This window comes from Phycisphaerae bacterium, from assembly GCA_018003015.1.
Lineage (GTDB): Bacteria > Planctomycetota > Phycisphaerae > UBA1845 > PWPN01 > JAGNEZ01.
The window spans coordinates 37,357-58,055 of sequence record JAGNEZ010000022.1; the positions used below are offsets into that span (position 1 = coordinate 37,357).

Consider the following 20,699-nt stretch of genomic DNA (forward strand, 5'->3'; position numbering starts at 1 on the left):
AATGGGGGAACCCAAACTCGGCTTCGGCGTCATAATCTAGGGGACCGTGTGCAGCGAGCAGGTCCTGAGTTCCCGATGAATGACCGACCATGGATCGGCTTCACCGAGGGATGGCGGGCGGGCGCTCTGACATGGTCTGATGCACTCTTCCTTTACGAGGGTTGAACTCATGCGTCTGGATGTCCAAGGTCGATGGTGCCGTGGCCGGATGACGGCGGTGACAGGGTTGTTGTTCACGTCGATGAGCCTGACGGCCTGCCCTGTGGGGGCAGCTCCCGCAACGCAGCCCGTTCCACCGGATGACCGCCCGGCGGGGGCGACTCCCGAGAGGCCGATCCGGGAGCAGAGCATCTACATCCCCTACACGAAGCTGCGTGAGACCTTCGAGCGAGAGGGTCGAGGCGTCTTCCTGCCCTACGGCGAGTTCGAGAAGCTGTGGCGAGCGGCCCGGGAGAAGGATGGCCCATCGCCGGACGCGCGACCGCCGGTTCAGTTCCTGATCAACGAGGTCGACCACGAGGCTACGGTCGCCAGGGACGTGGTGCGGGTCAAAGCCCAGGTCAAGATCGAGCTCCTGGCCGAGGGATGGCACCATGTCCCGCTGGGTCTGGCGGACGCAGCGGCCACCCAGGCGACGATCGGCGAGCTGCCCGCCCGGATGCTGTTTGATTCCCAGAAGGGCTATGAGCTGCTTCTCGAGAAGCGGGGCAAGGCGGCGGAGTCGGTCACTCTCACTCTTGAATACGCCAAGGCTTACGAGAAGACTGCCGGCCGCAACCGCGTATCGTTCCAGCCTCCGCAGGCCCCGGTGAGCCGTTGGCGGATCAGGATTCCGGAGAGTGGTGTGAAGGTCAACCTCTCGCCGCTCATTGCGGCCACGCAGATTCCCGAGAGTGGCCCGGCCGGTTCCGCGGCTGAAGAGACGGTGGTCATGGCTTTCGTGGGGGCTGCCCCGACGGTGCAGATCGACTGGACTCCCAAGGCCGAGGGAGCCACCGGTCTGGCGAGCCTGGCCACCGTTCAGGCCGAGCAGCAAGTGCGGATCGAGGATGGCGTGGTCCGCACGCGCACCCAGTTGGCGTACGAGATCAGCCGGGCGGCCCTGTCGGAGTTGGTTGTGGAGGTGCCGGCCGATCAGCGGGTCATCAACGTTCTGGACGCCAATGTGCGGCAGTGGTCGGTCGTGGGACCAACCTCGACCGCCCCTTCACCCGCCGGTCCGGCAGCGACTTCCGCTCCGGCGGCGGAGGGGACCCGTCAGCAGATCGCGATTCAGCTCTTTGAGCCCGCTCGGGCCACGCAGAACATCGTGATCGAACTCGAGAAGTTCGTCAGCGAGAGCACGCAACGCAGACTGCGGGTACCGGTGGTGGCGGCCATCGGTGTCGGGCGACAACAGGGCGTGGTGGTGGTGGCCGCGGCCGAAGGCCTGCGTACCGAGGTGGTTGCTCACACCGGCCTGCTGCAGATGGATGCCGTCGAACTGCCCAAATCGCTGGCGAACTGGAAATGGCTGCTGTCGTATCGCTACGCCTCGCTGCCGTTTGACTTGACGCTCCAGGTTGAGAAGGTCCAGCCTCGTATCGTGCTGGATTCTCTGGTCGAGGCCACGCTGGAACCCGAGCAACTGACCCTCGACGTCCTGGCGGTTTACACTGTTGAGCGGGCCGGGGTTTTCCGGCTCGAGTTTGACGTTCCGGCGGGATTCGAGGTCCGCAAGGTGGCGGGGCGAGCGATTGCCGACGCTCAGCCGGCGCAGGTGGATACCCACTACGCGGACGGCTCTGAGAAGACCCACCTGGTGGTCAATCTGGCGAGCAAGGCGCTGGGCCGTGTGGCTCTGGTGGTCAGGCTGCAACGTCGTCTCACGGAACCGGACCTGCTCAGCCCGACGGGCCGCAGCGTCAGCCTGCCAATGATCATTCCTCGAGCGTCCAAGAACACGGTCGAGCGGGCCGCCGGGCGGCTGGTCATCTACGCGGCGGAGAGCCTCCGGGTGAACCCAGGGCAGACGAAAGGTCTCCGCAGCGTCTCATTCAACGAGGCATTCGAGGGCCTGGCCTCGTCGAAGGAGCAGCCCTCACCGGCGATCCGGCCCGTGTTGGCGTTCGCTTACGCCCAGGAAGACGTGGACCTCACCCTGGCCGCCGAGCGGCGTAAGCCGCAGGTCACCGCTCGGCAGCTTTTGCTCGCCCAGATCGAGGCCGGAGTGATCAAATACTCGGCCACCTTCACCTATGAGATCCTGTACAGCGGCGTCTCGAGTGTGCGGATCGACCTGCCTGCGGATCTGGCGGCGGACATTCGCAACAGTACGCCGGGCATTCGGGAGAAGGTGATTGATCCGCCGCCCAAGGATCTGGCGGCGAGCGATGTGGCCTGGAGCTTCGCGGGCGAAACGGAGCTGACCGGCACCGTTCAGGTACGTCTGAACTGGGAGAAGCGAATTGAGGAGCTGCCGGTGGGCAAGGCCATCGAAATGTCCCTGCCGCATCTCAAGCCTCGGCTGGTGGATCGGGCATGGGGACAAATCGTCTGGACGAAGGTCGAGACCTTGGACGTGCACGAATCCGGCGAGCCGAAGGGGGTCCGACCGATCGACCCGCAGCATGATCTGATGCCCGGCGCTTCGGTGGCCGGCGCGGCACGGGCCTTCGAGTTCCACGACAACTGGGATCTGCGGGTCGCGGTGACCCGCTACAAGCTGGAGGAGGTGAAGCGAACCAGTATCGAGCGCGCGGTGCTGCAGATGGTCGCCACGCGGGACAACTCGCTCTCGGTTCGGGCTCTGTACAGGCTACGGAGTGCCGGGCAAAGGCTGGCGGTGAAGCTGCCCGACAGCGTCGAGTTCGACAACGAACCGTTGCGCATCAATGGACGGCCGGCGGCCTTAGAGCGTGGAGAGCAGGGCGAGTACTTTGTGCCGCTGGTGGGGCTCAACGCCGACACGCCGACGCTGCTGGAACTGCGTTACTCGGTCCCGCGGGGTGGTCGGCGTTTCGTGCCACCGGTGTTCCCGTCGGATCCGGCGATCCAGAAGGTGTATGTGTGTGCCTACCTGCCGGAGGAACTCACCTACCTCGGTTCGCGCGGGCCGTGGACCGACGAGATTGACTGGGTCCTGGCCTCATCGTTGCGTCTCAAGCCTTCCCCTCGCCGAAGCGACCAGAGCCTTCTGGGATGGGTTGGCGAGGACCTCAATGTGCCCTCCGGACCGGGCGATACGTTCCAGACTGATGGCCGCCTGTACGTGTTCTCGACCCTGCGTCCGACCGCGACCGGTGACGCCGCGTTGCGGATCACGGCCATGAGCGAGAACTGGCTCAGCGCGATGGTGTTCGCTGTCATTGTCGCGGTCGGCCTGGCTCTGGGGCGATCTTCCGCGGCAAGGCGATGTTTGGTCGGGGGGGTGTTCCTCGTTCTGCTCATCCTCTCGGGGATCTTCCTTCCCACGTTCCTGAGGCAGATCCTCGGCACCACGCTGATCGCCGCGGTGGCGATCGTTCTCATTGGGTGGGGACTCCATTATCTGGTCTGGATCCGGCCGCACGATCCCGTAGTCATGGCTCGCAAGCAGGCTCGCCAGGAAGCACAACTCGCCCGGGTGCGGACGGCCGCCGCCCCATCGCCCCATCCGGCAGTAGCGGCCGCGCCGCCCGCTCCGGAGACTCCGAAGGACGAACCGAAAGGAGGAGAGCCCCATGCGTAGGCAAGCCGTTCTCCTGATGGTAGCGGCGACGGGGGTAGAGTGGCTGATGGGAGCGGTCCTACAGGCCGCCGAGCCGGCCGCAGCCCCCCCTCCGGTCATCCGCGAACTGTATGTGCCCTTCGATGATCTGAACGTGCTCCTGGAAAACCAGCCACATCGTGTGCTCCTGTCGCGTCAGGAATACGAGGAATTGCTGATCAAGGCGAAGCTCAAGCCCGAGCTGGCCCCGCCGGTGCGGGCTGCGGTTCTCTCGGCCGAATACCAGGTCACGGTCGAGCAGGAACGAGCCAGGATCGTTGGGCACCTGGCCGTCGAACTGATCGATGACCACCTTCAGATGGTGGGGCTGGACCTGGCGGGAGTTGGCCTCAGGAGCGTTCGCCTGGACGGCAAGGATGCCGCGGTCGGGCGGTCGAATGACGGCCGGGTGGTCCTGTTTGTCGAGCAGAAAGGCGTGCACGACGTCGAGTTGAATCTCGTCGCCCCGCTGACCACGACGGCGGCACAGCAGGTTCTCGATTTCCGCATTCCGACGCCGGGAGCCACTCGAGTCCATCTGACCGTGCCGGGCGATGTCGAGATCAAGAGCGGGATGAAGGTCATCAGCCGGACGGTAGACGCGGCCGCAAGTCAAACGCTTTTCGAGTTGTTGCCCGCTCATGAGAAAACCACCATTGTCATGACGCTCAACAGCCGGTTGCTCCGAAAGGAGCGCGTGGTGGTGGCCAGGAGTGTCGTGGTGGATGAGGTCACGCAGCACTATGAGCGGCTGCACGCGACCTTCTCGCTGGCCGTGCTCCACAAAGCGGTGGACAGCTTCCGGCTGGCGGTGCCCGCCGGTTTCGAGGTCACCCAGGTGCAGTCTCCCCTGCTGGCTCGGTGGAGTGTCGTCTCGGGTGAGCAGGACAGCCGTGTTCTTGACATTCGGCTGCGCGAGCAGACGAGCCAGACGGTTGTTCTGAGTGTGGCCGCGATTCGCGCCCTGCCGCCGGCCGAGGCCTGGGCTTTCCCGTCGTTCAAGGTGCTGGACGTCGCCGGCGAGGTGGCGGTGATCGGCCTGTTGCTTGAAGATGGAATGAAGGCTCACGGCATCCAGTCGGACGGGCTGATTTCCATTGACACCGGCGTACTGAATCAGGCGTTACCGGGCTCGGTCTTCCAGGCCGAGCCGGGGGCGCCTCAGATCCGCCCGATCGTGGCCTATTATGCCCCGCAATCGAGCTTCCGACTGGGGGCCGCATTGCGCAAGCCGCCGACGCGGCTTCTGGCGACGACCAACCTGCTGCTCACGCTGGCGGAGAAGAACCAGCAGATGCGCGGCGGCTATACCCTGCTGTCGGAGACGGAGAAGCTGTTTTCCGTGGACTTCACGGTACCGGATGGCTGGCTGGTCACGGACGTCACCGGGCCAGACGGCAAGAGCCTGAACACCGAGCGGTTCCCCGGGCGGATCCACGTTCAGTTGCCCCAGGGCGTCCCGCCGCGGCAGCCTTGCCAGGTGTACTTCCAGGCCAGCAGTTCGCCCGCCGGATGGCTCACCGGCTGGGCTTCCACGACGGTGTCGTTCCCGGTATTCCGGATCGTCGGGGCGACGCGGGAGACGGGGGCCGTCGCGGTAGCCGTCCAGGACGACCTGGCGGTTCGTCCGGACAGCCTGGACCAATTGACCCCGCTGGACGAGAAGGAAAAGGAGGCATTTGGCCTAGCCGGGGCGGCGACCAGCCTGGCGTATCGGTTTGACGGGCCGTCGTACCAGGCGAGGATTGTCACGGAGCGCGTCGTTCCGCGGTTGACCGCGCAGACCTACTCGTTCTTCGTCATCGGCCCCGACGTGCTCACGGCTCACTATGAGATCGTCTACGACGTGGAGCAGGCCAGGGTGCAGCGGCTCGGGCTGATTCTCCCGGCGACCGCGCCGGAGACGCTGTCGATCCAGGGACTCGACGGGGTGGTGTTGAAGGAGTACACCGGTCGGACTCTGGAGAATGTCCGTCAATGGTCCATTCTGCTGGAGGAAGCGCGGCGGGGGACGATCCGGGTGGCCATCGACTTCCAGCAGCCGATCACCGCCCGCGAAGTCATGGATCTGGACATGCCGGTTGTCAAGGCAGAGGGCGTGGCTCATCAGGCGGGATACGTCTCGGTCGAGGGCAACGCCGAACTGGACGTCAAAGTCAGGTCCAAGCTGCGCAAGGTGGACATCGGTGAGCTGGTCAACGCCCGGTACCAGCCGGGCAAGCGTCTGCTCGGCGTCTACAGTTTCGTCGGCGACGCGCCGGAGCTGGCGGTGAAGATCGCCCGCCATCCGGGCCATAGCCTGCCTTCGATTCTGATCGAGCGAGCGGAACTCATCACTGTGCTGGCCGCCGAGGGGCTCAGCCAGAACGCCGCCCGGATGCTGCTGCGGGCCAAGGATCCGTACATCGAGGTTCGGCTGCCGGCCGCGGCCACGCTGTGGTCGGCCGAGCTTGACGGCGTGCCGGCCAAGCCGCAGCGCGAGGATCAGCGGCTCCTGCTCCATCTGCCTGCCGGGAGCGAAACCCAGCTGCACGACCTGCGGTTCGTGTACGAGATACCGGTTCAGGGCGTCTGGTTTCACGACGACGTGGAGGTGCAGGCCCCTGCGTTGCTGCTGCGTCGATCGGCCCAGGCGGCCGGAACACCGGTACCGGTGGCAGCGCTGACCTGGCACGTATACGTACCTTCCGGGTATCGAGTGACCGATGCGGGCGGCACAGTGGTGACACATCAGATCGAGCCCGTGGAGCCGGCGATCAGCGTCGTCGGCCGGGCTTTGTACACACTGGCCGGAGGGATCAACCCGTTCTACTCCTCCCTGAGCCTCGCCCGAGCGCGAGAATCGGGCAGTATGAGGGCAGGGCCCGTAGCTAGATCAGAATCGGATTTCGATGCGAATGCTGACGGCATCGTCGACCAACTGGACGACGATGATCAGGCTCGGCAGGTTGCCAGAGACTCAAGGATGCGTGGGCCTGCCGCCGCGGGGAGGCCTGCTCGGGGCCGGGAACCGCAGGAGGAAGGCGAGAAGCCGGCGGAGGCCGCGGCCAAGGGGGACAAACCGGAAGGCGGTCTCTCGCTCGGGACCACGATCGCACCCCCGACGGCTCCTGCAAGAGGCGAACCGACATCGAAAGGCCTGTGGGTCCTGGAGGGCGTGCGCAGTCTCAAGATCGACCTCGAAGAGAGCGGAGAGCGGTTCACGTTCCGGAATCTGGGTGCAGATCCTCGCCTCTCTCTGGCGCTCCTGGACGAACATCGATCGTCGGCCTTGGCCTGGGCCCTGGCCTGTGCCGTCGGACTGTGGGGACTGCGGCTGGCCCAGCGACCGGTTCGCAGTCGCCTCAAGTACATTCTGGCGGTGATCCTGGCCGCTTCCCTGATCTCGCTGGTCAGCGGATCATTGCTGCTGACGGAGACGCTCAACCCATCCGTCTTGGTGGCCGCAGCCCTGGTCCCCTGCTACCTGCTGATTGGGCTGGTCCGCTGGCTCACTCATCATGTCGATCTGACGCCGGCACCCAAGGCACCGGTCGCGGCGGCATCCTCTTCCGCAGCCTCTGCCGCCTTGTTCCTCGCCGTACTGGCCTTGTGGCCGCACCCGCATGCCCGGGCCCAGGAGCCGCCCAAGAGCGGTCTGCCGATGGTGGTCGAGATCACCGAGCCGCACAAGCCAGTGGACGTGCCGCCCGACGTCATCCTGCTTCCATACGATCCGGCCTCTGGAAAAGGCATGAAGGATGTGCAACACCTGCTGGTCCCCTATGAGAAGTACCTGGAGCTATGGAAGCGGGCTCATCCCGACCAGCGGATGATGACGACCGTCCCACCGGCTGCTTACGGCCTGAGCCACGTGGCTTTGCGGGCCACGCTTCAGGGAGATGACAGCCTGTTTATCGACGGCCAGGTGGAGATCGATGTGTACGCCGAGGGGGCGATCCACGTCCCCCTGCCGCTGGAGAACGGCGTGCTGGTCAAGGCTGATCTCGACGGCCATCCGGCCAAGCTGGGGGTGGTGAGCGTCGCCCCGCCGCCGGGCAGTCAACCGGCCGCACTGCTGGCTTCGGAACAGCCGCAAGCGGCGCAAAAGGACACCGCGGCGGCGGCCAGCGTGCGTCTTGCCGGCGGCCTGCTGGTAGTCAGCATCTCCGGCAAGGGCCGGCACCATCTGACCGTCGCTGCTCAGATGCAGCTGCACCGATCCGGAGGCTGGCGGAGTGCGGAGGGTCGCCTGCTCGCGGCGACGGCCGGAACGCTGACCCTGGTGGTCCCTGAGGCCAGCACCGAGGTTCGTTTCGCCGGCGTCGCCGACCGGCTCAGCTACCTGACCGATCAACCGCACCAGTCCATCGAGGCCGCTCTGGCCGCCGATGGCCGGCTCTCGATCCGGTGGCGCCCGAAAGTCAACGAGGGCGTCGTGGACCAGAGCCTGACCGCGCAGTCCACCGCCCTGCTCGACGTCCAAGAGGACGGGTTGCGCCTGGTCTGGCGGGTCGGACTCGAGTTCCGTCGAGGCGAGCGCAGTTCGTTTCTTGTGTCCCTGCCTTCGGACTATCTTGTAACCCAGGTGGCAGGCGGAAACGTGCGCGGCTGGGAAGTCAACTCATCCGACGGAAGTCGGCATTTAGAGGTAACGCTCCTCAAGCCGGCGAAAGATCGCGAACGGTTTGACGTCCACCTCTGGCGCCGCGGCCAAGTCGGCGGGCGGGAACTGTCCGCGTTCGAGGTTCCGGCGGTCACGGTACCGGATGCCGCCCTGCATCATGGCAGCCTGGTCATTCGCCGCAGTCCGCTGCTCGACCTTCGGACGGAGAGCATCCACGGAGCCAGTCGGACGGACCTGCCTCCCGCGTCGGGATCGGCCGACGACCTCGCCCTGGTGGCGGAGAGCCCGCTGGGCATCCGGCCCTTCGCCGCGTATCGGTTCGTGGCCCTGCCATTCTCCATCCGGCTCAACGCCGCACCGGTACCTGGCCGGATCACGGCCAGGACGCAGGCTATTCTGCGGGTCGGCGAGCGCGAGCGAAGCCTGGAAGCCCGGGTGATCCTTGATGTTCAGGATCGGGCTCTTCATCACTTGGCGATTCTCGTTCCCGCGGACCTGGATCTGAACCAGATCTCGGCGCCCGGCGTGTTCGAGTGGGCGGTTACGACCCAGCAGGAACACAAGCTCCTCAGCATCGACCTGACCGAGGGCCAGACCGGATCGGTGTCCGTGGTAATCGCTGGCCGGTTGGGAGAAGCTGGTCCGGCCACGCAAGTACCTCTACCACGACTGGAAGTCTGCGGCGTGCAGCAACAGGAGGGCGACCTGGTGGTGCAGACCGATCCCGCGTTCAAGGTCGACACGGTCGATCTGCAGCAGTGCGAGCCGGTCCTGCTGAATCGGGTGACGGACTGGCTGCAGCCGCAGCAGCGGGAGCTGGCCCGGGTGGCCCTGCACTATCGATCACCGGCCTACCGCGGCCAGGTCCGGCTCGTTCCGCTCATTCCGAACGTGCACTGCTACACGGTGAGCAACGCCCGGATCACCGACCGGGCGATCGAAGAGACCGTGCTGCTCGATTTCACGATCCGGCAGGCAGGCATTCGAGAGGTGTCGTTCCTGCTGCCGGAGAACATGAAAGACGCTCGTGTGCATGTTCCCCAGCTTCGACAGAAGACCATCGAGGCGGTGTCGGAGGATGCCCTCAACGGCTCGCGCGCTTCATCGCGCCCTGCAGCGAGTCAACCTCAGGGTGCGTCCCAGGAGCATCGCGGCCTGATTCGCGTGGGTTTGCAGCTCCAGGACAGGGTCATGGGCCAGTTGCGGGTGCTGGTTGAGAACGACCGCTTGCTGACCGCTCAGACCCACCGGGTACCGATTCCCCTGGTTGAGACCGGCCAGACCGATCAGCGGTACGTGCTGCTGGAGAGTGCCGGCCGTGACGAGGTCGTGGTTGAGGTTCAGCGGGGGCTGACGCCGCTGGATCGTCAACAGAAGGAGCGGCAGACGCTGGCGGGTATTCTCGGCACGCAGATCCCCGATGCCTATGTCGTTGACGCGGGGGCCAAGGACCCCGCCTTGGCCTTCAAGACGAAGGACCGGGCGTTGGTCGAGACGGCCGGGGCTCGCATTGGCCTGGCCCAGGGCTGGATGAGCGTGGATGCCAGCGGGACCTATCGGGCGGTGCAGGCGTACCGCGTCGACAACAGCACCGAGCAGTTTCTGGAGATCCAGTTGCCCGCGGGAGCGGAACTCTGGACCGCGAGTGTGGCCGGCGAGCCGGCCAAGCCGACCCGATTGCCGGACCCCGCCAGGAGCGACCATCTGCTCATCCCGCTGTTCAAGACGGCCGCCGGCGATCTCGACTACGAGGTGGTGCTCAAATACGGTGGACGGTTGTCATCGCTGGGGGGCGCAGGGGCGGTCGCCCTCCCGCTCATTCGCGCGGTCAACATCAGCGCCGAGGTGAGCCAAGTGCGGCTGTTTCTTCCGGAGCAGTACAAGTGGTTCGATTTCGGCGGCACGATGACACAGGTTGAGGACGACGCCGAGTTGGCCGCGGGCTTCGTCTCGTACCAGACCAAGCGAGCCGAGCGACTCAATCAGGCGATGCGCGGGACGAGCGGCTTTGCCCAAGTGCGGGCCGTGGAGAATCTTAAGATTGTGCAGTCCGAGCTGGAGGGATACCAACGAAGCATGTCGTCGCTGGGCGACAATGTCCAGCTGCAGGCAGAGTGGGCATCGAATTCCCTGGCCATCGCCGGGGCGAACAAGCAGAGCGCGGAGGTTGTCCAGAAGCTCGGCCGTCTCGACGCGGCCGACAACCGCGGCACCCTGAACCGATACTACTTCGATCAAGGCAGGATCCGATCCCATGATGTCGTTCAGGCAGGTACGGGCAACTTCGTTCTCGATTTCGAGCCGTCGGCTTCGCGACCGGCGGCGACCGATCAGGAGTTCAACGGGGCCTGGTTTGCCTCCAAGGGTCTGGCCAATCAGGCAGCGGACGTCGATGCCGGCAAGCGGTTGGGATTCCTGCAGGGGCTTGGCAGGGAGAAAGGGCAGGCCGGGGATCTGCAGGCTCAGGCCAAGGCGCCGGCCGTTGTTCAGGGGCCACCACCACCCCAGGTGGTTGCTCAACCGTCAGCCGACGGCAAGGTTGCCAAGCCAACCGAAGACCTGCCCACCCAGGCGCGGCGTATCAAGGTGGGGCGAGAAGCGGGAAACACCGGCCAGCAGGCCCTGGGCCAGTATCAGGCCGCCCTGCAGGAGCAGACCGCCCGCCGGCGACACGGCGGGGGCGAGGACCGTCAGCATCTGGCCGAGGGAAGAGGCTTCGGAGGTTTCGGCGGAGGGTTCGGAGGTATGGGAGGTATCGGGGTCATGCCCCCAAGGCCCGCGACCACGCAGCCGAGCCTTCCGTCCGGCCTGACCAGTCTGGATGTGGATCTTCCCCAGGTCGGCAGGCTCTACCGGTTCACTTCACCTCGCGGCGAGGCCACGATTACGGTTCGGACCTTATCACGGTCGTCGATCGCGACGCTCAAGCGGCTTGGTCTGGCACTGCTGGTCGTGGTCGTCGTAGGGTTGACCCTGAAACTCGCGACCCGCTTGGCGAACTCGCGGGTGTCGCGTTCCGCGCTCCGCCGGGTCGCGATCGTTGTAGGAGCGATCAGCGTGGTGAGTGGCGTTTTTCCCCTCGCAGGCCTTGGCTTGCTGATCCTGGGAATCGCGAGCTGGCTGGGCCGACGGAAGGAGCGTACCCCCGGGGCTCCCTTACCGACGTGAGTTGCCCGGACCGATGAATGGCGATAGCCGGGACTCGCCCCCCTGCTCCGGGCGAGCCGGCGGAGGGCTCAATCCTGCGCCCATCGCATCACCGCGTCACCACTTGAACGTCTGGGTGGAGGAGTTGTACTGCACGTTGCACTTGGCGTAGATCGACTGGGCCAGGGCGGATGGCAGGCTCGGATAGTAGTACCCCGTCAGGAACGACAGCATCAGCTTACGACCCGTGCGGTTGAACTCGGCGTGCCCGTCGCAGTAGGCAATATTGGCGCCATCGGCGCCGTGGTTGTTGTAGGCATCCGGCCAGTTGTTGATCCCGTCAGGCTTGTTGGCCGGCGGATCATCATCCGCGTCCCCGAACAGCAGCATGCCGTAGGGCCGCTTGACGTTCTTGAGCGACTTGATCGGCTCGCGCGTCTCCCATTTCGAGGTCGTCGGGTTGTAGAAGGGTTCGGGTTTCGGCTTGAAGCCGTTGAAGTTGTAGGCGGTCCACATCCAGGTCCGCATCTCATAGCTGTGTCCGCCGGTACTGTCGTCGGCGCTGTCGGCGTTGTCCAGGAGGTCATCCGGCCGCCGAACCACGTTTGTGGTGCTCGGGCAGACCACCACGCGGAAATCGCGCAGGTACCTGGGGTAGAGGAGCCGCATGCCGTCTCCACCTCCGTTACCCTCTCTATAGATATAGATGCCGTCCCGATCCCGCTCGGCGTACATGAGCGCCGCCAGCATGATCTGATGCTCGTTGCCGGCGCACGCCATTCGGCGGGCTTGCTCTCGTGACCGATTGAGCGATGGAATGAGAATCGAGATCAGCAAAGCGATGATCGCGACCACGACCAGGACTTCGATCAGCGTAAAACCTCGCCGGGTTTGCATGAGAAAACCTTTCCGCGACAGCCACAGGCCCGCACCGCCTACCCACGCGAACACATCACTACGCACGACCCCTTATCCGCGTCTTATAGATCCGCATCCGGAACTGTACCTCCATCATAAAGCAAGACTGCAGCCTCCGTCAAGCCTGAAGTTCCGGGATGAACGCTGGTGTCTTACGCTCCTCCGAACCACTGATTGAAGCCACGGCGGACGGGTGCTACTTCAAAAACGTGCCCCCTTGGCTTGTCACGGTCACCCGGACGCGAGCGTTTCCGGTCGCTGGAGGCGCGCAACTGAACTCGATGGGGTTTTCACCTGATTGCAGCACGGGCACGTCACCCGTCGGCCGCACCTTGCCCAGCGGTTCGCCCCTCCGCCCGTACAGCGTGCAGTCGTCTGACGAGTTGAACTCGAGATAGCCGCCGGTGTCGATGGTGACCGGGAAGGTGAGCCGCTGGCCCGCGACGGAAAGGGTCGGATTGGCCACCTGGGCCTCGACAAGGGGAATGGCCTTGATCGGGCTCAGGTGGCATGTGACCTCCTTGCCCCGCGGGACGTTGTTCATCCACACCCCGAGCGTTTCCACTTGGGCGTGGTTGACCACCTCGCGGTATAGCCCGTAGATGCTCCCGCCGTACGGCCACGGGTAATCGCCCACGCGATCGCCTTCTGGCTCGACGAGCTCGAAATAGCGCCAGCCGGTGAAATCCACCTTGACATAGTGGTCACCGATCGCGGTTGAGACGTGATCAGGGCTGCGGAGCTGGAAGTTCAGGACTTCGCCCTGGCCATCGCCGTGGACCCAGAGGCCGAGGGCCTGCTGGCGGGAGAGATCCAGGGGCGGTGTGAACTTACGGACCATGGCTACCCAGGAAGGTTGGCCGTCAGTCGGCTGTCGGTTGGAGACCTCGAAGCGCCCGCTGACGTCGCCGACTTTGACCGGGTCGGCGGATGTGGTCAGGTCAGCCGCCATGCCTGGGGCCGCCGAGCGATGGGCAAACGCTCCGGGTTCGCGGAAGTCGACCACGACGGGATTGCCGGGTGCGTCGTAGGCGCCGGCCGCATGGAGGGCTTCGATCCGCAGCCGCAGTGTTTGAGGGCCGAACTTGTTGACCACTTGCCATCGTGCGCTGCCGTCCTGGAGGCCGGTGACCTTGTGGCGGGCGTGTTGCACCGGAAGGAAGGCGTGTCCGCCGTCCACCGGGACAAGCCGGTACTCGTCGCCGGGGACGCGCAGGGCGCTCTTGACACTTTCTGGGAAGTGGCCGCGGTGTCGCAGATCCTCGTATTGCCGCATGATCGCGGCCAATCGCTGGAATGCCGGCACCTGCCGGATGGTTTGCGTGTCGATTCCTTGCAGGGAGAGACCCGTATCGGTGCCAAGGCATTTGCAGCACAGGTATTCGATATCGTCGGGGAATGTGGCTTCGATTTGCGGACCGCTCCACGTCTTGACCGCCCACCAACCGAGGTGACCGGGGAGGAACATCCGCCGGCTCTCCTGATTGGCGTGGCAGTGCAGGTCCACAAATTTCTTGTAGGCTCGCTGAGGATGGTCCCAGGCGACGTATCGTGAGCGGACGTACCAGAGGTGGTGGTGGAAGGTGCTCATTTCCATGAGAGCCGGTTTCTTGAGCCGTTTGCAGATCTCGAAGGTGAACCGGGAGCCATAGTGCCAGCCGTTCTCCGGCCCGCCGATGATGCCCTCGCCATCCAGGGCATCGAGGTAGATCATGTCGAATCCGCACTCGCTAAACATATCCGCAGTTCGAGCGGCGACTTCTGCGAACAGGCTCGAGTCGCCATCGGGCACGAACAGGCCGAAGCACTCCTTGAGATGCTGGACCTTGGCGCCCTTGGCGTGCGGTGTGACGCGTGTACCCCACGCCCCGCGCTGGCATTGCGTGAAGGCGAAGGGCGACTGCTTATTGATGGCCGCGTAGGTGACGAGCTCATCGTCGATCTGCAGGGTAACGCTGTTCCAAGTGAAGAAGGACGTCAGCGTGGACATCTTGTCCGTCGATTCCAGCACGGGCACAGACAAGGCCTCGGCGGTCAGATCTTCGGCCAGGGTGAAAATCGCGTCCTTGGCCAGCCGCGGATCGGGAGTCGGGGAGACCCACTCCGCGTGCTTGTCGAGGAAGAACGCATAGGTGTGCAGTCCGGCGGCGATGCCGGCCGCATGGAGTCTGTCGATCACTACCTTGAAGCTTGCCCGGCCTTTTGGATAGGTCACGGGGTTCGGGCGCAGGTCGCCGAAGCGAAACGATCCGCCGCCGTGGAAGTCGATCTGGTTCATGCCGGTGGCCCGGGCAACGCGGATCCAGTCTTCAACGTTTTTCTCGGAGCAATCGCCGAAGTTGAAGAGGTAGGACCCCTGGTTGATCGGAGCGTCCATCGCCCACGGTCCGCCGAGCGTGGAGTGGGGCAGCTCCGGGGCGTCGCGGACCACCTCCTGCATCACCGCCCGCAGTTCGCTCGCCGGGCATCCGATGATCGCGAGGCTGGCACCGGTCAGCCCGAATCGAGGATAACACATGCCTTTCAGCCGCGCGTTTGGGCCGGGCAGTTCGTGGACGTTGGTCTTGAGATTGCGTGCCAGGGCACAGGCCGCGAAAGGCTCGCCCGCCTTGCCGGCGAGTGTCAGCTGGACGTCGCAGAAGGTCAGTTCGTCGAGTTGCTCATCGCTGACCGAGACGACTTCGATGAGGAAGTACCGCCCCTTGGGGACGACGCGCAGCACGGCGGTAACGCCCGAGTCCCCGAACGCGACCTTCAGGTTATCGCCTTCGGCGGCGACCGACGTGGCTGCATAGTCTTTTCCGGCCTTCTTGAGTCGGGCGAAAGGCGCGCGCGGGGCCTGCGCGGCATAGTCCCTGTCCGCCGCCCGCTCGGCGAAGCGGGCAGTCGCGCCGTCGGCACCGAGAACCCATGTCACCAGCGGGTTCTCCCGCCGCACCTCCTTGGACGCACCCTCCGGCCCCCCTGACGCCGACGATGTCAGGATGCCGGCGACGAGAATCAGACCTGAAACCACCACGGTGCGATGAGCGACGCGACATGGGAAAGCCGGCATAGGTTCGCCTCCACCGGATGTGCTTGGATCTCAGTACAGCCTACCTGAATCGAAAGCCGTTGTCACACCGAAAGCTGCGATCGCCTTGACGAACCGGCGACCGAGACGATAGAATTCATCCGCCATCTCAAGCATCGTTACGGGCTGTGTTCACCGCAAGCTCTGTTTTTGTGGTTGGCGCGGCTCGGTGTGGTCAACACGTCGGCTATCAGTCTGGAGGATGAAGCAATGTTCAAGGGCACATGCACCCGTCTGGCGGTCATGATCTTCGCCAGCTCCCTGGCAGTCTGCGCCGCAGCGACCGCTGCACAAATGGAGTGGGTCCACTGGCAGGTGATCGACCTCGGTTCCGCATTCAACAATACCAGCGGCTACGGCGACAATCCGCTTTCTGTCGCGTTCGACGGCGTCAACGCCTATGTCGGCGGCTACAAGAACACGGCCGGCAGTCCGGGCACGGTCGGGGTGGTCAAGGTGGAGGATGTCACCGGCGCGGCAACGCTGACACCGCTGGCGGCCACGCAATTCGCGTCGCCGACCTCCCGCGGTATCGACGCGCTGGCGTATCACGCGGGCACTGATTCGTTGTTCATCGCCCACGACAGCGGCACCGCGGCCACCGGCTTCATCACCCGCCGCCAGGCCTCCGACGGGAGTGTGGGCGGCTCAGGCTGGACGGTAAACGGTCCACAGAATGCTCGGCCATTCGCCATGGCCGTCGACCCCCGGGGCGACAACGGTTCAGCCGGCGTGGCCTTCCTCACCCAGGGCTCAGGTCGCAGGCGTCTGCTGTCGTTGACCGACGGGGCAACGCTCTTCGACGGCAGCAACGGAGGGATCATCAATACCTCGCCTGATTCCGGTTCGACCTGGCGGGCACTGTCTTTCGACAGCAAGGGGAACGTAGTCGACGCCAACCAAAACGCCTACGGGTACGGCTTGCGGGTCACCGACAACCAATGGTCCACCCTGGCCGGCGCGACCAACGTCATCACGCGAGCCGATCTCAAGACCGGTGCGGTCAACAACATCGGCCAGGGCATCGTGATCATGGAAGGCGTGGGCTCCGATCTGCTCGCTTTCTCTGGCCGCAACGTCACCAGCCTGACCGACTCCCTGGGCGGCGTCGCTGAGGTTGCAGACACCCATGTCCACATCCGCAATCTCGACGGCTCGGTCACCGGCCTGACCCAGATGGTGCTGACCGGGGCCGAGCCGATCGGCGGTGTTGCCCAAACCGCCTGGGGTGTACAAGACGCCAACGCCGACACCAAGAACCTGGCCTTCGGACGGGACAACCGCGGGCGGCCTACACTCCTGGTGGTAGACTTTGTGACCCGACGGCTGGATGTGTACGTGCCGGAACCGGCAAGCCTGGCTATGCTGGGACTGAGCGGCCTGCTGCTCGCCAGGCGACGACGGTGACAAGGGATGTCATTCGTTCAGCGGGGCTGAGCGGAATAGGTGAATGTGAGAGCGGCATCCGCCCGGAGGATTGGCCGATGTCGAGGTGTGTCAGCAACACGGGCCCGGAAGCCTTCCGCGGATCCACCGCCTTGAGGCCAAGGCGACTCGCTTGTCCTGCGCACCGGGCCTTCACCCTCATCGAGGTCCTGGTGGTGGTGGCAATCGTCGCCCTGCTGGTGGCCGTGCTGATCCCGTCGCTGACCAGGGCCCGCGAGCAGAGCAAGAATACCGTTTGCATGAGTAACCTCAGGCAGTTTGCGTACGGGTTCCAGTTCTACAGCCAGGACTACCGGTTGAACCCGCCGCCCAACCGCGTCAAACCCTCCAGGACCGGCCCATACTACGGCACCCCCCCGGACTACCGGGACAGCGACTGGTGGTACTACCGACACATGGTGCCCAAGTATCTCGCCCCGGAGAAACTGACCGCTACGAGTTCAGCCTTCTTCGGCGTGTTCGCCTGCCCGGGCGACACCAAGCAGGCCGGCCGTTCCTACTCGATGAACATCTTCGCCGGCAACTTCCCGATGGACCCGCCGGACAACACCGCCACGCCCTACTCGAATGGCAGGCCGTTCAATCCCTACAGCGTGAAGATGAGCTATCGCTACATGGTCCTGGTCGAGTCTTTCGCCGACCACGAGGACAGCAAGAACCGGGGCGTCTTCGGCACAGACTACGTCGTCGGGCTCAGTGGGCCGACTTACTCAAAGTACAAGGACGACATCGATTTCGGAAAGCACCGCGGCCGGGCCAACTTCTTGTTAGGCGATCTTCACGTGGAGAGCTTGGGCAAGGACCGCATCTCGCAGAGCAACGCGACCGACCCGGGCAAACGAGCATCCAGTCTGCGGATCTGGTGGTCTCCCGAGGACGATCAGTGGAATGTCGCATTACCCGAATGACTCCCATAAGGAGAAATGCCATGACCAGGGGAAAGAGTGACAAAGTTGATGGCATGTGTTCGCCCTTCGGGCGGAAGCTCATGCTGGTTGCCGCGACCCTCGTCGCCGCCGTGACGATCGTCCGGGCGGACTACTTCCTGATCAGCAGCGTCGATCTGGGTGCCGACTTCGGCCCCGCCGGCAACAACCCGATGTGCATCACGTTCGACGGAGTCTATGCCTACCTCGGGGGGTATAACGGAAGCGGGCTCAGTCGCGAGATCGGCATTCTCAAGGTGAATCTGGCCAATCCAACCGACAAGGCCGAGCTCGCCGCCGCGAAGCAGACCGTCGACACCTTCCGCTACTACGGTGCATTGGTGGTGCGAAACGGCGTGCTCTATGCTCTGCTGGATCGCCCCTCCGGCAACGATGTCGCCACCACGAACGTCCGAGCCATTGACGTGACCACCGGAGCGTTGGTTGAGACCTTTGACGGCGACAACCTCGCCTCTCCCGGCAACGGCATGGTGGTGAAACCGGCTGGCATGACCGCTCCCGCCATCGGCGGTATGGCCTACGATCCGGGATACGGCGGCACCGACATGGGCTTGGCCATCTTCGGCTTCGGCTCCGGACGCCGGGTCCTTCTGGACATCGATTCCGGGGCGACCCTCCACACCCAGGCGTCCGGCTTCATTGTGTGGGGCGGCTCGAGTTTCAAGGACTCCACTTCATGGAAAGACTGCTGGTTCGACACCAACGGGGATGTCTACCAGCGGCGATCGAACCAGGTCCAGCGGGCCATCCGGACGGGAGGCAACTCGGCCGGCAGCATCGAGCAACTCACGGACGCACTCAAGCTCGAGGACGGCACCCCGGTCATCGAGCCTGGTGACGGCAAGCCCGTGGCGACGCGCTTAGCGCCTGAGGTGGTTGGTCAGAACCTCGCTTTGCTCAACAGCGGCGGGGGAGCGGGCGCCGAGGATCTCGTTGTCTTCAACGATCGACCGGATCCCCGCTATGTGCCCCCGCCCCTCAGCTTTGCCAGCACGATCAAGCTGATCAAGAAGAATGGCGATCTCCCGCCGACTCCGGTCCAGTTCCTCAAGGCCGACGGCACACCTCTCGACCCCGCCGCCGACACCCCTGACGGCAACGGCGTGTATGACTTCCATTACGAGGCGGCACAGGATCTGCTGCTCATCTCGGATTTCAGCAACCGCCGCCTGCTGGTCTTCCAGGGCGTCCCGCCCGCGCCGGGAGCATGCTGTCTGCCGAGCGGTGAGTGCGTCGAAGTCAACTCCTTTGAGTGCCAGGCCCAGGACGGCAGTTTCATGGGTGCCGATACCACCTGCGCAGAGGCCAACTGCCCGCAACCGTGCCCCAAGCCCTTCGCCGACGGCGACCGAGACCAGGATGTGGACCAGGTGGACTTCGGGCTGTTCCAGCTCTGCTACACCGGTGCCGAGGGCGGCGTTCCGGAGGGCTGCGCGTGCTTCGACAAGAACACGGACGGAGCCGTGGACGCGGTGGATCTCCAGACATTCGTCACCTGCTGGAGCGGACCGGCCGTGGCGGCCAACCCGGACTGCGCGGCGAACTGATATCGAGACGATCGAGTGGGGACACGAGACGAACGTCTGCCTGGAGGAGCGGCCGGGCCGGGTTGCCGCGCGGCTCAGGGGCTCACCGCCCTGAATAGGCCTCCGCCAGCTCGACCATGCGCCTCAACCGCTCCGGCCTGACGTGCGGTGCCACTGAACAGGCCGACGAAAGAATGTAGCCGGAGCCGGGTGAGCCGATCGCCAGCCTTTTCCGGACAGCAGCCTCGAAGGTCGCGTCGTCGGCTCGGAGCATCTCGTTCACCGCGTCCAGGTTACCCTTGAAGAAGAACCGGCTGCCAAACTCCGCCTTGGCCCTGGCGAGATCCACCGTACCCAATGGCGGCGGGTCAAGCGTGTCGAGTCCGTCCACGCCCGTCTCGGCCATGAGATCCAGGCGGTCTCCGATCGCCCCACAGGTGTGAGTGTAGATCGGCAGGCCGTGCTCGTGGACGGCGGCGGCCACCTGCCGCTCGTAGGGTGCGACGAACTCCCCGTACATCGCCCGACTGATGAAGCCCGCTCCCGCAAAGGCCGAGCTGATGAGGATGGCATCCGGCCCGCAAGGAGCGTACACCCGAACCTGGGCGATGACATGACGACTGACTTGCGCCAGCAATTGGTGGCACATGGCCGGCGAGTCGAGCAGGGCGATGAGCGCGTTCTCATACCCAAACAGCTCCAGAAGATGGGTGAATGGTGAGAAGACCTCCATGTGAATCGAGACCTCGGGGCAGGTGATCCGGGCGCGTCGCAACCCGGCCGTCAGCCATGGCGGATAGGCTTCCGGCTCACCGAGATCCGCATCGGGCACGACATCCCACAGCGCGGGAGCATGCCAAGTGTTCCAGACATATCCGGGAGTACGAAACGTGGCCGGATCGCCGGGATCGATCATCTGAGGATCAGCCCGCGGAAGCGGCTGCCGGTCGGCGATGAAGGCGTGGGGGTTGTCGTCCAGTGGAAACCAGGTCTCGAGCCCGTTACGCCAGGTCAAGCATTCACCCTGGTCAGCAGGACGCGACACCAGGACGTATTCCCGCCAGTCCGGGGGACGGCCGGGCAGATTGATCAAGAACCCGTCGAAGCCGTACCTCTGCTGGAACTCCGCCAACGTCTCGACGAAGAGCCGACTGTCGAACCAGATGTCTGCCGGCCTGTGCCGCCCGTGGATGAAGTAGTGCCCCAATGCCAACTGGCACATGACCGGTACACGATCACAGGGCTGGTGGTTCATTGCCGCCTGGATGCGCTGGCGCGGGGTCATCACAGGGTATGATAGTCCAGGAGG

General features: G+C 64.7%; 8 protein-coding genes. 5 read left to right on the forward strand and 3 right to left on the reverse strand.

The genetic code is table 11. From position 1 onward, the window contains the following. The first annotated feature begins 208 nt into the window (after positions 1-208). Positions 209-3,709, forward strand: coding sequence for a hypothetical protein (locus KA354_11710; GenBank protein ID MBP7935304.1), 3,501 nt, complete (start codon positions 209-211; stop codon positions 3,707-3,709). Then, a complete protein-coding gene (locus KA354_11715) occupies positions 3,702-11,501 on the forward strand; it encodes a hypothetical protein (protein ID MBP7935305.1) in 7,800 nt (2,599 codons plus the stop codon). Before KA354_11710 ends, KA354_11715 begins: the two co-directional genes overlap by 8 nt. A 96-nt stretch (positions 11,502-11,597) precedes the next feature. Here KA354_11715 and KA354_11720 read toward each other — a convergent pair whose 3' ends face one another. Then, a complete protein-coding gene (locus KA354_11720; protein MBP7935306.1) occupies positions 11,598-12,377 on the reverse strand; it encodes a prepilin-type N-terminal cleavage/methylation domain-containing protein in 780 nt (259 codons plus the stop codon). Positions 12,378-12,594: 217 nt separating this feature from the next. Further along, positions 12,595-15,453, reverse strand: coding sequence for a hypothetical protein (locus KA354_11725; protein MBP7935307.1), 2,859 nt, complete (start codon positions 15,451-15,453; stop codon positions 12,595-12,597). Between the two features lie 228 nt (positions 15,454-15,681). Between KA354_11725 and KA354_11730 the strand changes: the two genes are divergently transcribed. From KA354_11730 to KA354_11740, 3 genes are all read left to right on the forward strand, one after another. Next, a complete protein-coding gene (locus KA354_11730) occupies positions 15,682-16,878 on the forward strand; it encodes a PEP-CTERM sorting domain-containing protein (GenBank protein ID MBP7935308.1) in 1,197 nt (398 codons plus the stop codon). A gap of 77 nt (positions 16,879-16,955) precedes the next feature. After that, positions 16,956-17,825, forward strand: coding sequence for a prepilin-type N-terminal cleavage/methylation domain-containing protein (locus tag KA354_11735; GenBank protein MBP7935309.1), 870 nt, complete (start codon positions 16,956-16,958; stop codon positions 17,823-17,825). Positions 17,826-17,845: 20 nt separating this feature from the next. Then, positions 17,846-19,411 (forward strand): hypothetical protein, encoded by a 1,566-nt coding sequence (locus KA354_11740; protein MBP7935310.1) that lies wholly within the window; start codon positions 17,846-17,848, stop codon positions 19,409-19,411. Between the two features lie 82 nt (positions 19,412-19,493). On the opposite strand, the gene KA354_11745 is transcribed toward KA354_11740, so the two are convergent. Further along, the gene (locus KA354_11745) at positions 19,494-20,675 is read right to left on the reverse strand and encodes a hypothetical protein (GenBank protein MBP7935311.1); all 1,182 of its coding nucleotides are present in this window, start codon (positions 20,673-20,675) and stop codon (positions 19,494-19,496) included. Between the last annotated feature and the right edge of the window lie 24 nt (positions 20,676-20,699).

Coding starts and splice junctions, on each gene's coding strand:
- KA354_11710 (MBP7935304.1), top strand. CDS start 209: ATGACGGCGGTGACAGGGTTGTTGTTCACGTCGATGAGCCTGACGGCC.
- KA354_11715 (MBP7935305.1), top strand. CDS start 3,702: ATGCGTAGGCAAGCCGTTCTCCTGATGGTAGCGGCGACGGGGGTAGAG.
- KA354_11720 (MBP7935306.1), bottom strand. CDS start 12,377: ATGCAAACCCGGCGAGGTTTTACGCTGATCGAAGTCCTGGTCGTGGTC.
- KA354_11725 (MBP7935307.1), bottom strand. CDS start 15,453: ATGCCGGCTTTCCCATGTCGCGTCGCTCATCGCACCGTGGTGGTTTCA.
- KA354_11730 (MBP7935308.1), top strand. CDS start 15,682: ATGTTCAAGGGCACATGCACCCGTCTGGCGGTCATGATCTTCGCCAGC.
- KA354_11735 (MBP7935309.1), top strand. CDS start 16,956: ATGTCGAGGTGTGTCAGCAACACGGGCCCGGAAGCCTTCCGCGGATCC.
- KA354_11740 (MBP7935310.1), top strand. CDS start 17,846: ATGACCAGGGGAAAGAGTGACAAAGTTGATGGCATGTGTTCGCCCTTC.
- KA354_11745 (MBP7935311.1), bottom strand. CDS start 20,675: ATGACCCCGCGCCAGCGCATCCAGGCGGCAATGAACCACCAGCCCTGT.